16 protein-coding genes are annotated in these 13,407 nt (G+C 59.9%); 7 read left to right on the plus strand and 9 right to left on the minus strand.

Features of this window, described 5'->3' with window-relative positions:
- Both AC3WJW_RS22770 and AC3WJW_RS22775 read left to right on the plus strand, forming a co-directional pair.
- Positions 1 to 318, plus strand: coding sequence for a hypothetical protein (locus AC3WJW_RS22770; protein WP_015094058.1), 318 nt, complete (start codon positions 1 to 3; stop codon positions 316 to 318).
- A gap of 63 nt (positions 319 to 381) precedes the next feature.
- Positions 382 to 1,272 carry a pseudouridine synthase gene (locus tag AC3WJW_RS22775; RefSeq protein WP_493727477.1) on the plus strand — a complete coding sequence of 297 codons (891 nt, stop codon included), beginning with the start codon at positions 382 to 384 and terminating at the stop codon, positions 1,270 to 1,272.
- Between the two features lie 85 nt (positions 1,273 to 1,357).
- Here the strand turns inward: AC3WJW_RS22775 and AC3WJW_RS22780 are convergent, their stop codons facing one another.
- A complete protein-coding gene (locus AC3WJW_RS22780; protein WP_007973479.1) occupies positions 1,358 to 1,579 on the minus strand; it encodes a YgdI/YgdR family lipoprotein in 222 nt (73 codons plus the stop codon).
- A 76-nt stretch (positions 1,580 to 1,655) separates the two neighbouring features.
- Positions 1,656 to 2,258, minus strand: a complete 603-nt coding sequence (gene mobA / locus AC3WJW_RS22785) for a molybdenum cofactor guanylyltransferase MobA (RefSeq protein WP_493727478.1) — start codon at positions 2,256 to 2,258, stop codon at positions 1,656 to 1,658.
- A gap of 81 nt (positions 2,259 to 2,339) precedes the next feature.
- On the opposite strand from mobA, the gene moaB reads away from it, so the two are divergent.
- Complete coding sequence (gene moaB / locus AC3WJW_RS22790; RefSeq protein WP_007973474.1) at positions 2,340 to 2,879, plus strand: molybdenum cofactor biosynthesis protein B; 540 nt, start codon at positions 2,340 to 2,342, stop codon at positions 2,877 to 2,879.
- On the plus strand, positions 2,863 to 4,089 hold the full coding sequence (locus AC3WJW_RS22795; protein WP_493727479.1) for a molybdopterin molybdotransferase MoeA: 1,227 nt from the start codon (positions 2,863 to 2,865) through the stop codon (positions 4,087 to 4,089). The genes moaB and AC3WJW_RS22795 overlap by 17 nt, the downstream gene beginning before the upstream one ends.
- A 65-nt stretch (positions 4,090 to 4,154) precedes the next feature.
- On the opposite strand, the gene AC3WJW_RS22800 is transcribed toward AC3WJW_RS22795, so the two are convergent.
- Entirely contained in the window at positions 4,155 to 4,409 is a 255-nt protein-coding gene (locus AC3WJW_RS22800) for a hypothetical protein (RefSeq protein WP_493727480.1), read from the minus strand.
- 207 nt (positions 4,410 to 4,616) lie between these two features.
- On the opposite strand from AC3WJW_RS22800, the gene yegS reads away from it, so the two are divergent.
- On the plus strand, positions 4,617 to 5,534 hold the full coding sequence (gene yegS, locus AC3WJW_RS22805) for a lipid kinase YegS (protein WP_493727481.1): 918 nt from the start codon (positions 4,617 to 4,619) through the stop codon (positions 5,532 to 5,534).
- Here yegS and AC3WJW_RS22810 read toward each other — a convergent pair.
- The 3 genes from AC3WJW_RS22810 to AC3WJW_RS22820 all read right to left on the minus strand — a co-directional run bounded on the left by AC3WJW_RS22810 (position 5,518) and on the right by AC3WJW_RS22820 (position 7,983).
- Positions 5,518 to 6,177, minus strand: coding sequence for a response regulator (locus tag AC3WJW_RS22810; RefSeq protein ID WP_102700825.1), 660 nt, complete (start codon positions 6,175 to 6,177; stop codon positions 5,518 to 5,520). The two genes, yegS and AC3WJW_RS22810, sit on opposite strands and share 17 nt — an antisense overlap.
- On the minus strand, positions 6,174 to 7,067 hold the full coding sequence (locus AC3WJW_RS22815; protein WP_493727518.1) for a sensor histidine kinase: 894 nt from the start codon (positions 7,065 to 7,067) through the stop codon (positions 6,174 to 6,176). Before AC3WJW_RS22815 ends, AC3WJW_RS22810 begins: the two co-directional genes overlap by 4 nt.
- A 445-nt stretch (positions 7,068 to 7,512) precedes the next feature.
- Positions 7,513 to 7,983, minus strand: coding sequence for a hypothetical protein (locus AC3WJW_RS22820; RefSeq protein ID WP_493727482.1), 471 nt, complete (start codon positions 7,981 to 7,983; stop codon positions 7,513 to 7,515).
- 461 nt (positions 7,984 to 8,444) lie between these two features.
- On the opposite strand from AC3WJW_RS22820, the gene AC3WJW_RS22825 reads away from it, so the two are divergent.
- Both AC3WJW_RS22825 and AC3WJW_RS22830 read left to right on the plus strand, forming a co-directional pair.
- A complete protein-coding gene (locus AC3WJW_RS22825) occupies positions 8,445 to 9,380 on the plus strand; it encodes a chemotaxis protein CheV (protein WP_007973464.1) in 936 nt (311 codons plus the stop codon).
- A gap of 190 nt (positions 9,381 to 9,570) precedes the next feature.
- A complete protein-coding gene (locus tag AC3WJW_RS22830; protein WP_493727483.1) occupies positions 9,571 to 10,377 on the plus strand; it encodes an MOSC domain-containing protein in 807 nt (268 codons plus the stop codon).
- 84 nt (positions 10,378 to 10,461) lie between these two features.
- Here the strand turns inward: AC3WJW_RS22830 and ppnP are convergent, their stop codons facing one another.
- The 3 genes from ppnP to AC3WJW_RS22845 form a co-directional block, all read right to left on the minus strand.
- Positions 10,462 to 10,746, minus strand: a complete 285-nt coding sequence (gene ppnP / locus AC3WJW_RS22835) for a pyrimidine/purine nucleoside phosphorylase (RefSeq protein WP_007940055.1) — start codon at positions 10,744 to 10,746, stop codon at positions 10,462 to 10,464.
- A 69-nt stretch (positions 10,747 to 10,815) separates the two neighbouring features.
- On the minus strand, positions 10,816 to 11,358 hold the full coding sequence (locus tag AC3WJW_RS22840; protein WP_223446357.1) for a 3'-5' exonuclease: 543 nt from the start codon (positions 11,356 to 11,358) through the stop codon (positions 10,816 to 10,818).
- Positions 11,359 to 11,428: 70 nt separating this feature from the next.
- The gene (locus AC3WJW_RS22845; protein WP_493727484.1) at positions 11,429 to 13,390 is read right to left on the minus strand and encodes an acetyl/propionyl/methylcrotonyl-CoA carboxylase subunit alpha; all 1,962 of its coding nucleotides are present in this window, start codon (positions 13,388 to 13,390) and stop codon (positions 11,429 to 11,431) included.
- Positions 13,391 to 13,407 lie beyond the last annotated feature (17 nt).

The raw sequence follows: 13,407 nt of genomic DNA on the forward strand, positions 1-13,407 counted from the left end.
GTGGTCAATGTCGAACAGTTGAAGAACAGCGTGAACCGGATGTCCGCAGACGTCGTGAGTGAAGCCGTTCTTGAGTTGCGTCTGGATGGTCTGGTGACCGAGGGCAAGACGCCCTTCAATAAAACGCATTTCAATACCTGTTTCGCAGAAATCGAAGCCTTGTTTCAACGCGCGGGTTATCACCGGCAACTCGATGTCGTGGGTTATCAGGGGTTGTTGTACGCCCTCTATGACCCCGCTCGCTGGGAGGCAGTCGATGTATTGCGCTGGCTCAAGGAATACACCGAAGCGGCGGCGCGCACACGGATTCCGGCTTGAGGCTAGGCTCATTCCCCGTGCTGTTGGATAATGCCGCTCTGCACTGAGGGTTAGAGCTTTCGTATGTCCACTTCTTCTTTTTCTGCGGCACACAGCCAGGCCAGTACGCTGTACTTGCCACCTGGCCCGTGGCAGACCGTTGTCGATTGCCTGTGCGAGCATTTCAGCGCCATCGGTCGTGAACAATGGCTGGACAGAATCGCCCGTGGTCGCGTCCTCGATGGGCAGGGCATGCCGATTGCCCTCGATCTGGCCTACCGGGAAGGTTTGCGGATTCATTATTTTCGCGAAGTGCCGGATGAAAAGCCGATCCCGGTGATCGAGTCGATTCTGTATGCGGACGAGCATCTGGTGGTGGCCGACAAACCGCACTTTCTGCCGGTGACGCCGGCTGGCGAATACGTCGAACAGACGTTGCTCAGGCGCTTGATCCGTCGCCTGGACAATCCGCATCTGGTGCCATTGCATCGCATCGACCGGCATACCGCAGGGCTGGTACTGTTTTCCGCCAATCCGCAGAGTCGTTCGGCTTATCAGTCGTTGTTTCCAACCCGGCAGATCGAAAAACGCTACGAGGCCATCGCAGCGGCGTTACCTGAACTTGCTTTCCCGCGGGTTCATAAAAGCCGGCTGGTCGATGGCGAGCCGTTCTTCCGCATGCAGGAAGGGCCTGGGGCCTGCAACACCGAGACGGCGATCGAAGTCAGGGAGAAACAGGAGAAGCTCTGGCGGTATGGTCTTTACCCGGTGACGGGCAAGAAACATCAGTTGCGGGTACACATGGCGGCGTTGGGCGCCGCTATCTGCAACGACCCGTTTTACCCCGAGGTGCTCAAGGATGCGCAGGATGACTACGCCAATCCTTTGAAACTGCTGGCTCAGGGACTGAAATTCATCGATCCGGTCTCGGGCCAGGCGCGTGAGTTCGAGAGTGAAATCACCCTGCAATGGTGATCCTGAACGGCGCTCCTGAAGTGCTGTTCTTCAGGCATGAAAAAGCCCGCATCAAGCGGGCTTTTCTGTATCCGGTGGCACCCGATTACAGCTCTTTAACGGTACGGACCTGATCTTTGTTGATGCGGGTCTGTTTGCCATCGAGCTGTTCGAATTCGTAGAAACCGGAATCCTTGTCGAATTCTGGCGTGTCGACGGCCTGGATTTCGCGACCGTCATTCAAGGTAATCACCGTAGGCGATGCGCAACCGGCGAGGGTGGCGAGGCCCAGTGCGAGCATGAAAGTGGCGAGGGTCCGTTGCATCATGAGTGTGTCTCCGAATAAGAATTCTTTGGTTGCTGAACTTGAGACGTGAACCGTCCGCGCAAGTTCCTGATCAATGTCAGTCTGACACAGTGTCATGGCCGCTTAATAGTTCCGGTGTGTTCAGATTGGCCAGCCGAGGGTCTTTGTCGGGGCATTGCAGCGCGGTCGCGCCGAGCTTGCGCATCAGCCGGCCAGGGCTGCGCTCACCCTCGTTCCAGGCCTTTTCAAAGGCTGCCCTGTGCAGCACCGGAATCACACACAACAACGGCTCCCAGTGGTCATCGTGCCGCACCATCAACGGCTTGTCGGGATTCAGGTTGGCGGTCTCGCGCATCGTGCCGATCAGCGCCGCATCAATGCCCGGAACGTCACAGGGCAGGACCAGCATATGAGTATGGCGAGCAGCTTCCAGGCCCGCCCGAATTCCCGCCAGGGGGCCGGGGAAGTCACCTTCATCGTCGTGGACCAACTGGTCGGCGTAAGGCGCATACTTCTCGAGGTTGCGGTTGCAGGAGATGATCAGGTCATCGGTCAGCGGGCGGGTCTTGCGATGCAAGTGAGCAATCAGCGGTTCGCCGCGCCAGTCCAGCAACCCTTTGTCACGCCCCCCCATGCGTTGGCCGCGACCGCCCGCCAGGAGCAGAATGGAGCAGGGTGGCAATTGTGAATTCATGGTCATGGCAGGTCTCCATGGGAGCGGCGAAAAAACGGAGCGCTGTGATATAACACCGGGCTGTTTCTCCTACAACTGGACGAGCCTATGAAAGCCAAGGCTGATGTACCTTTCGCACCGCTGAACATTGCAGTGCTGACTGTCAGCGATACCCGCACGCTGGACACCGACACCTCGGGCCAGCTCTTTGTCGACCGCTTGACCGCTGCCGGTCATTACCTGGCAGCCCGGGTGTTGCTCAAAGATGACCTCTACAAAATTCGTGCGCAAGTCGCCAACTGGATTGCCGACGATGTCGTGCAGGTGGTGCTGATCACCGGCGGAACCGGTTTTACCGGGCGTGACAGCACACCGGAAGCCGTCAGCTGCCTGCTGGACAAGCAGGTCGATGGATTCGGTGAGCTGTTCCGCCAGATCTCGGTTGCCGATATCGGCACCTCGACCGTCCAGTCCCGGACGTTGGCCGGTCTGGCCAATGGCACGCTGGTTTGCTGTTTGCCGGGTTCGACCAATGCCGTGCGCACCGGTTGGGACGGCATTCTGGCCGAACAGCTGGATTCGCGGCATCGCCCGTGCAATTTCGTGCCCCACCTGAAACAGGCCGCGCCTTGTGAATCCCGTGGGTAAGCCGGGCAAGACCGGCAGCTTGATGCCTGTCGAGGAGGCGTTGGCCCGCTTGCTGGAAATGGCCGAGGCCTCGAGGATCGTCGAGCGTGAACGTTTGCCGTTGGCGCAGGTGCAGGGGCGTGTACTGGCTGAAGACCTGCTGTCGACCCTTGATCTGCCGCCCTGGCCCAACAGTGCCATGGATGGGTATGCCTTGCGCATGGCTGACTGGACGGGAGAGCCGTTGGTGGTCAGCCAGAAGGTGTTTGCCGGCCAGGCCCCCGATCCGTTGCAGCCTGGAACCTGTGCGCGCATTTTCACCGGCGCGCCTGTACCCGCCGGTGCCGATTGCGTCGAGATGCAGGAAAACGCCGAGGTCCAGGCGGATGAGCGAGTGCGTTTCACGCAAGCCTTGACCGAGGGCCAGAACATCCGTCCGCAAGGCCAGGAAGCGACCGTCGGCGAGTTGATTCTGCCGGCAGGCACGCCGCTGGGGCCGATCGAGCAAGGATTGGCTGCCTCATTGGGCTGCGCCGAGCTGGAGGTCGTTCGCAAGGTGCGTGTGGCGGTGCTGTCGACCGGCGACGAATTGATTGAACCGGGCCAGGCGCTGGGGCCGGGACAGATCTACAACAGCAACCGTGTGTTGTTGTGCAGCTGGTTGCAGCGTCTGGGCTGTGAGGTCGTCGACGCGGGCATTCTTCCGGACGATCTGCAAACCACTCGTTCCCGATTGGGTGAGTTGAAGGATGTCGACCTGATCCTCTCGACCGGTGGCGTATCGGTGGGAGAAGCCGATTTTCTGGGTATCGCCTTGCGCGAAGAGGGCGAACTGACGCTGTGGAAACTCGCCATCAAGCCTGGTAAACCACTGACGTTCGGGCATTTCCGCGGTGTACCCGTGATCGGCTTGCCGGGCAATCCGGCATCGACCCTCGTGACCTTTGCCTTGTTGACCAGGCCCTACCTCCTGCGTCGTCAGGGTGTAAGGGAAATCGAGCCGCTGAAGGTGCAGGTACCGGCGGGGTTTGACTGGCCCCAACCTGGCAATCGGCGGGAATATTTGCGTGGACGGCTGGAAAACGGCAGGGCGACGATCTACAAAAACCAGAGCTCCGGCGTACTGCGCAGCGCTGCCTGGGCTGATGGGCTGGTAGAAGTCCTGGAAGGTCGCACGCTGGTTCAGGGCGATAGCGTTTTCTTCATTCCGTTGAGCGAAGTCCTGGGCTGACCGCTTCGGCGGATTGGCCAACCAGAAACCCGGTTGATTGAACCGGGTTTCTGGTTAATGGCCATTCAATGTGCCAGGAACAATGAAATGACCTGCTCGAAGCGGCTATTGGCGATCCAGCCAAGGAGACCGAGGATCACGACCGTTCCGCAGGCGGAGTAGGCAAGCCTGTGCTTGATGGATTTGACGTCACCGCGGATGTCGTCCAGGTCCCTGCGTATGTGCTTGAGGTGTGTTTCCAGCTCGGTGACGCGAGGTTCCATATCATTTTCTCCCGTGGCTTTTGTGCTGGCCGGTAATCCAGGGTTTTGGCCTTGCATGGCACGTCCCTGTGGGGTCCTGCTGAAGCCCCAAGGTCTACCAATTCGGATTTCCGGTCAATTGAGCAGATTCCTCACGTTTTGTAAGAAAAGTCCTGCCGTGGGGGATCAAGTTGCCTGACTGGAAATAATTGGTTTTCTGGCGACCTTTAACGGCGCCTGCGCGGTCAACATCTCCCAGATGCCATTCAACCCGGGAGTGAAGTAATGAGCGATCGCAAGGCACTGTTGATTCTGCATGGCAAACAGGCACTCAACGAGGCGGTTCGTGCCGCCGTCGAAAGCCGGCGTGAGCAAGGTTGGGAGCTTGCTGTTCGATTGACCTGGGAAGCTGGCGATGCACAGAGACTGGTGGACGAAGCGTTGGCGGCCGGTTATCGGCAGATCATTGCCGGTGGCGGTGATGGCACTTTGCGCGATATCGCCGAGGCCATGGCGGAGCACTCGAAAAAAGCCAGCCTGGTACTGATGCCGCTGGGAACTGCCAACGATTTTGCGCGTGCGGCGGGCGTGCCCCTGCAGCCTGATCAGGCGCTGGCGCTGCTGGATGCCGTGCCGACCGCCATTGATCTGGGGGAGGTCGACGGGCAGATATTCCTGAACATGGCGACCGGTGGGTTTGGCAGTCATGTCACGGCGAACACCCCGGAGGAGTTGAAGAAAATCCTCGGCGGTGCTGCGTACCTGTTCACCGGCCTGTCACGCTTCAATGAGCTGCATACCGCCTACGGTGAATTGCAGGGTCCGGATTTCCACTGGAGCGGCGATCTGCTGGCGCTGGGCATCGGCAATGGCCGGCAGGCCGGCGGTGGGCGGGAATTGTGCCCACAGGCCCTGGTCGATGATGGTTTGCTGGACATCAGTATCCTGCCGGCACCGCAGGAGGTGGTCGGTACCTTGAAAAACCTGCTGACCGAAGGTTTTGGCATCGACAGCATGTTTGTCCGGGTGCGCCTGCCCTGGGTCGAGATCAAGGTCTCGGAAGGGCTCTGCATCAACCTCGATGGTGAACCGCTGGTCGGGGACAACCTGCGTTTCTCGGTCCGCCCGGCGGCGTTGCTCGTGCATTTGCCTGAAGATTCGCCGCTGCTACGGGCCAGTGAAGTGGCTAGTCATCAAGGCTGATGATTTGTTCACGCACGGCGAACAGCACCAGGCCGGCCACATCGTAGATCTGCAAACGCTTCATGATCTGCGAACGGTGGGTTTCGACGGTCTTGACGCTCAACCCCAGGCCGTTGGCGATCTCTCGGGTGGATTTGCCGCGAACGATCAACCGCAGGATTTCCAGCTGGCGTGCCGTCAGGTTGTGCGAGTCGGCAGGTTCGGGCTGGTGCTTCTGATTCCGGCTCAGGGCCTGGGTGATCACCGTGTGGGCAATGGCCGGGCTCAGATAGCGCTCGTTGTTGCGCAAGGCGTCCAGCGCGTGCTCGAGTTCGGTCGCCGTGGTGTCCTTGAGCAGGTAGCCATGGGCGCCGGACTCCAGGGCCTGCATGATGAGGGCCGGGTCGGTGTGCATCGACAGGATCAGGACCTTGCTCTGCGGGCGCACCCGCTTGAGCTGTTGCAAGGCTTCGAGGCCGCCGGTCTGGCGCATCGAAATATCCAGCAGGACAATATCCGGGGACAGATGCCCGACCATTTCGAGCAACTGCGAGCCGTCATTGGCCTCACCGATGACGGCGTAGCCGGGCAGGTCCATTACCAGGGCGCGCACGCCAGCCCTGATCAGCGAGTGGTCATCCACCAGTAGTAAATTACAAGTCAATGCATAACCTTATTCGAACTGGCCCGTTCGAGCGCACGGGGCGCCCAGGGAAATAGAGCTTCGATTTGAGTGCCTTTGCCCGGCTCGCTGGTAACGGTCAGCGTGCCGCCCAGTTGATCGATCCGTTCCGACATCCCGGCCATACCGCGTTGCCCTTCGCGACCTGGGTCCGTTGCGGGGGCGAAGCCCTGACCATCATCGCTGATCTGCAACCTCAGGCCTTGGGGCAGGCGCTGCAGGCATACCAGCAGGTTCTTGGCCTGGGCATGTCGCAGGATGTTGGTGACCGCTTCCTGGGTAATGCGAAAAGCCGCCACGGCCATTTCCTCCGGTATGCCGGTCAGGCGCTGCTGGCATTCCAGGCTCCAGTGCACCGGGGTGTTGGCCAGGGTCTTGAGCAGGTGTGCCCGCAGACTGGCTTCCAGCCCGAGGCTGGTCAACTGCCGGGGATTGAGAATGGCGGATACGTCACGAACTTTGGCCAGGGTTTCTTCCAGCGTGTCGCAGAGGACCGTGCATTGTCCCTGGAGCTCTTCGGGCATCCGGCGTTTGAGCCAGTCACTTTGCAGTTTTGCGGCAGTCAGCAATTGACCGATGTCGTCATGCAGTTCACGGCTCAGTCGGTGACGCTCGTTTTCCTGGACCTGCAACAACCGGTCGGCCAGCTCCTGAGGCTGGAATTTGATCGATTTGCGCGAAAGGCAGTACTGCACGGCAACACTGGTCAGCGCCGCAATGTTGAGCACCAGCAATGACAGGGGCAGCGGAATGGACAAGCCATGGACCAGCAAACTGCCGAGGGTCGAGCAGGCGCAAAGCAACAGCGTGAATCTGCGAGCATTTTCCCGGGAGGGTGGCCACTTGGCGATTGACTTGAGGCTGGCGTACATAGCGGATGGAGCCAATGGATGTTCGCTGCGGGCCGACCGGTCATGCTGGCTGACTGGTCCCTGTTTTTATGTGGAGCGCCGACGAGTTCGGCTGCGATCACACAGCCATTAATTGGCGTCAACTAACAGGCGGCATGGTAGCACTTAAGATACCGTTGGTCGCGTCCGTATGCATGTCCGAAAAGTCAGGAATCCAGTCGTTTAGACCATGCTTCCCTTACGGAACAAGTTGGTTGTTGCCATCGCAAAATACCGATAGCCCCGAGGGGGCTGTTGATACCAGGCAATACCTGATCAAGACTGGCGCGCAATTGCCGATGGGCAATAGTGATTGTTTTGAAGATGTCGCTTATAGCTATGAAATATTCATTTGCGACATATGCGCACTCAAGTAAACAGTGCGGTACTGATAACCAAACCACACCATAGGCATAGTTGGATTAGTTCAAGCCCGTCGTTCCGAATAGGGCACGAGGGTGAGCGGCCTGGCATTGACCGGTGGCTGAAACCGGCTTTGTCCGACCTGAAAGGCAAAGGCTTCGATAAGGGTGGCCTGCTCGCTGTCGTCGAGGCTGAGCTGCCCGGTGGTCTGGTCGATGAGTTCGAGTTGCCAGGCAATCAGGGTCAGGCAGTCTTTCAGGGCGCTCAGCGCCTCGTCGTGCAGGCTCATGGTGTTCTGTGCGTGGTTCAGCAAACCATGAATATGCAGCGAAAACTCAGACACGGCCGCCAACGCCAGGGTATCGGCCTTGTTGGCCAGCTTGAGCAGCGTGCTGAGCATGCAGTCGATGGCATCCTTGTCATTGCTGATCAACTGCAGATGGCTCAAGCATTCCTCGGTTTTAGCCAGGAGTGTTTCAGCCTCGACGAGAAACTCCGGGAGCTGCTGGGCCCACTCTTTACGGTCGTTCGGCATACTTATCTCCACAACGTCATGTCAAATGAGGGGATATCGTGTGTGTCGACGAGGGCGGTCGGAACCCCGGCATTGCCGAGTCGTCGGGTGAACGAACGGCGGCTGGCCCGGAGGCAGGCTGGGGAACACGAGTGGGTGGTTGGCCACTGGCTAGCGATCGCACACAAAAGCCTGACTCCGTTCATGCAATGAGAATGGCGTCACATTAATGGCTATTGGATATTGCGAATATCAGGTTGCACCTGATTGTTGATAGGGGAATCCCTTACACAGCGGAACCTTTCGCAAGAATCGGGGTCGCGGCGCAGAAGTGCAGCAGATGTAATCACAGCGCCAGTAAAGCATGATGTTAATGTGACATCAATGCCCGTGCGTGGCATTTTAGAGTGGGTCAAGCTTCGGCAAAAACAGCCGATAACCTTCTCTAAGTGAATTCATCCGAACAAGACCAGGAGTCATTGATGGCCGGCATTCTCGACACGGTAGACCAACGCACGCAACTGGTGGGTGAGAATCGCCTGGAAATTCTCATGTTCCGGCTCGCCGGACGGCAATTGTTCGCGATCAACGTCTTTAAAGTACAGGAAGTCCTGCAGCTGCCAAAGTTGACGCTGATGCCGCAGCGCCATCCTTTTGTCTGCGGCGTGGTCAACCTGCGCGGACAGACCCTGCCGGTGATCGACCTGTCCCAGGCCATTGGCATGCGTCCGTTGGTGCCGGGGCCTGGCAGCACAATTATCGTCACCGAATACAACCGTTCGGTTCAGGCCTTCCTGGTCGGTGGCGTGGACCGGATCGTCAACATGAACTGGGAAGCCATCCTGCCGCCACCGAGCAGTGCCGGTCGCCAGCATTACCTGACCGCCATCAGCAAGGTCGATGATCAACTGGTGGAAATCATCGACGTCGAAAAGGTCCTGGCCGAGATCGTTCCGTACAACGCCAAGGTTTCCCGTGACAAGCTCGAGGATCCGGTACTGGAACGCGCCCGTGGCCGTGAGGTGCTGCTGGTGGACGACTCGAACGTGGCCCTGGCGCAATTGCGCGATACCTTGGGACAGTTGGGCGTGAAGATGCACATCGCCAGCGACGGATTGAAGGCCTTGAACATGCTCAAGGCCTGGGCCGATACCGGCGTGGACATGACCGAAAAACTGCTGATGGTCTTCACCGATGCGGAAATGCCGGAAATGGATGGCTATCGCCTGACCACCGAAATTCGCAACGATCCGCGCCTGCGCGGCTTGTACGTGGTGCTGCACACCTCTTTGTCCGGCAGCTTCAACGATTCGATGGTGAAAAAGGTCGGCTGCGACAATTTCCTCTCCAAATTCCAGCCGGACAAACTCGTCGACGTGGTACGTCAACGCCTGATGCTTGACGAAGTACCGGCATAAGCGGGGCCTGCACAACCTGTGGGAGCGGGCTTGCTCGCGAAGGCGGAGTGACAGTTGGCATAGTGATCGACTGACACTCCGCTTTCGCGAGCAAGCCCGCTCCCACAGGGTTTACGGTGTTTGGTTATCAGTCTTTGATTCAGTGATCAAGCTCGTATAGGGTGGCGTTTTGCCTAACAGGGAGCTGGCCATGTTGCGTCTGAGCGCGCTGTATCGTTATCCGTTGAAGTCCGCCAAGGGCGAGACGCTGCAACAGACCGGTCTGGATAAACTCGGTCTGGACGGCGATCGCCGCTGGATGCTGGTGGATGAAGCCAGCGGTCGTTTCCTGACCCAGCGTGCAGTGGCGCAGATGAGCCAGTTGTCGGCGTTGTGGAATGCCGAAGGCGGCTTGACCCTCAGTGCGCCTGGTCATTCGCCGATCGAGGTAGCCTTGCCCGGTCGTGATGCAGAACTGCGTGGCGTGACGATCTGGCGCGATACCTTGCGGGTCCCCGATGCAGGCGATGAAGCCGGAGCCTGGGTCAGCCAGTTCATTGGTAAACCGACACGCCTGGTGCAAGTGCCGCTGGATCGGGCGCGGATGACGGAGGCGGGCTACGGCAAGGATGACGACCAGGTGGCCTTCGCCGATGGCTATCCGCTGCTGCTGATTGGCCAGGCCTCCCTCGAGGACTTGTCGAAACGGGTCGGGCGTCCGTTGGAGATGCTGCGTTTCCGGCCCAACCTGGTGATCGAAGGCAGTGAAGCCTTCGCCGAGGACGGCTGGAAGCGTATCCGCATCGGCGATGTCGAGTTCCGCGTGGTCAAGTCCTGCTCACGCTGCATCCTGACCACCATCGACCCGCAAACCGGCGAGCGCAGCGAGGACCGCGAACCCCTGGCAACCTTGCAGAAATACCGTTCGCAGGCGGACGGCGCGATGTTTGGCCAGAACCTGGTCAACGACGGCAACGGTCGACTCGAAGTCGGCATGCCGGTGGAGATCCTCGAATAATTTTGCGCAGAACAAAAAAATGCCCGTGTCGGAAAACACGGGCATTTTTATTGCGCTGACCTTTACTTCGGCAAAGCCTGCGGTTTAGCCGCGGTATTCACACAGGTAAGCGGTGTCGACGGCCACTTTCAACTGGAACTTGCTGTTGGCTGGCACGTTGAACTGGCTACCGGCGGCGAAGGTTTCCCAGTCGCTGCTGTCTGGCAGTTTGACGGTCAATGCGCCGCTGACCACGTGCATGATTTCACGCTGGCTGGTGCCGAATTCGTATTCGCCCGGAGCCATGACGCCGATGGTCGCTGGACCTTCTGCGGTGCCAAAGGCGATCGACTTGACGGTGCCGTCGAAGTACTCGTTGACTTTAAACATGGGCGATTCCTCGAAAAGGGCTAAAAAGGGCCGGCCAGTATGCACAAGGCCCTGAGTGGCGTCACCTGTCTAAAGCGGAAGAACCAGTGGCAGCAGGCGTGCGGTATTGCGCGCATCTTCCAGCGCCCGGTGTTGCTGGCCGGTGAACTGCAGACCGGCCAGTTGCAGGGCGCCGTTGAGCCCCAGCGGGCGTTCCAGGCGTCGGGCCTTGGCAAAGCGCTGTTTGAGGTTCATGTGGGGCACGTTGGCCAGCACACTGGCGAGCCCGAGCCGCTGCCATTCCTGAAGCAGCTGTTTGCGATCGTAGTCGCCCCAGCTGACCCAGCCTTCAAGTCGCGTGTGGTGTTGGCCGAGCCAGCGTTCAAACGCCGGCCAGACTTCGCCCAGCGGTTGCGCCGCATCGATGTTGGCTTGGGTGATGTGCGTCAGCTCGCGGCAAAACGGCGTCAGCAACGGCCGCCGCAAGGGGCGGACGAAGCGCTGGAACTGGTCCAGCTCACGTCCCTTGCGGTCCACCAGGGTGGCACCGATTTCAATGATTTCCATATCCGTTACGGGCCATCCACCCTCATCGGTGGTGGCCTCCAGATCAATGACCAGCCAGTGAGGCATTGCAGGGTTCCTGGTATCCGCGTCCTGTAGGGTTTGAGCGTAGCCAAACCCGGCGGTTCCGCCTAGCGCCTTATTCGACCTCCAACAGTATCTGCCGGTTTTTCACCTGATCCCCGACTTTGACCTGCAAGCGTTTCAGGACACCGTCGATGCCCGATTTCAAGGGGTGCTCCATTTTCATCGCTTCCAGTACCACCAGCAGCTGGCCCTTGATGACCGGGCTGCCTTCATTGACCAGGACGTCGACAATCGCACCGTCCATCGGGGCCTTGAGGGTGCCGGAACTGACACTGGCCCGGCTGGAAACCTGCGCCTGAGTGCGATCGGCAAACTGCAAGCTGCCCGGCCGGGTAAACAGCCAGAGTTGCCCGGCCTCCAGGCGATAGGCGTGGCGCTGGCGGATGCCATCGATTTCGAGGGTGGCCCGGCGTCCGTCGCAGTGGAGGACCTTCAGCTCGAGGCAGCGTTCGGCGACCTGAATGCGCAATGGTTCACCCGGGATTGCCTGCAACGTCACCACCCAGTCCTGATCCTCAAGGCCGATGCGATAGTGCAGGGGCACACTGGCATTGTTGCGCCAACCACCCAGCGGGGCGGGATGAGCCTGTGCCGAAGCCTGGTAGAAGAGGGCGGTTGCGATAGCCAGGTGTTGCGCGCCCGGGGCATGGGACTGCAGGCAGGCATGGTCTGCAAAGTGCTGTGCGATGAACCCGGTACTGAAGTCACCGCTGGCGAACTGCGGGTGCTCCAGCAGGCTTTCGAGCAACCGCTGATTGCTTTGCACCCCCAGCAGTACGCTGTCCTGTACCGCCCGCAGCAATTTGCGCCGGGCCTCCTCGCGGGTGGCGCCGTGGGCGATGAGCTTGCCGAGCATCGGGTCGTAGAAGGGACTGATGAGCTGACCTTCGATCAGGCCATGGTCGATCCGCACGTCCTCCTGCAATCCCGGTTCCCAGGCCACGACGCGACCGGTTTGCGGCAGGAAACCCTGGGCCGGGTCTTCGGCATACAGGCGCACTTCCATGGCGTGGCCCGTGAGTTGCACCTGCTCCTGGCGCAAGGGCAGCGGTTGTCCTTCGGCGATGTTCAATTGCCAGGCCACCAGATCCAGCCCTGTGATCAATTCGGTCACCGGGTGTTCGACTTGCAGTCGGGTGTTCATCTCCAGGAAATAGAACTGCCCGCGGGCATCCAGCAGAAACTCCACGGTGCCCGCGCCGACGTAATGCACCGCCCGGCCGGCCTTGAGCGCTGCTTCGCCCATGGCCTGCCGCAGTTCAGGGGGCATCACCGGGCAGGGGGCTTCCTCGATGACTTTCTGATGCCGACGCTGCACCGAACAATCGCGCTCGCCGAGGTAAATCAGGTTGCCATGCCGGTCACCGAACAGCTGAACCTCGACATGACGGGGTTCGATCAATGCCTGTTCGAGAATCAGTTCGTCGCTGCCAAACCCGTTCAGAGCTTCGGAGCGCGCGGTGCGAATCTGTTCCAGCAGATTGCCGGCTTCTTGCACCAGGCGCATGCCACGTCCACCGCCGCCAGCGCTGGCCTTGATCATCAACGGATAGCCGATGCGCTCGGCTTCGCGGCTCAGGGTGGCGTCGTCCTGTTCGGCACCTTGATAACCGTCGATGCAGGGCACGCCGGCTTCGATCATGGCGATCTTCGACAGGCGCTTGCTGCCCATCAGTTCGATGGCCTCGGGGCTGGGGCCGATGAAGGTGATGCCGGCGTCCTGGCAAGCGCGGGCAAACCCGGCGTTTTCCGAGAGGAAACCGTAGCCCGGATGGATCGCATCCGCCCCCGTGCGCCGGGCGGCGTCGAGAATGGCCGGGATGTTCAAATAAGACTGTTGCACCGCGGCCGGACCGATGTTGACCGCCTCGTCGGCCATCTGCACGTGCAATGCATCGGCGTCCGCGTCGCTGAACACGGCGACCGTGCGATAGCCCAGCGCCTGGGCCGTGCGCTGGATGCGGCAGGCGATTTCACCGCGGTTGGCGATGAGGATTTTCTTGAGTCCGGGCATGGGCTGTTCCCTTGGGT

This window comes from Pseudomonas sp. GW821-FHT07G06 (assembly GCF_058986625.1).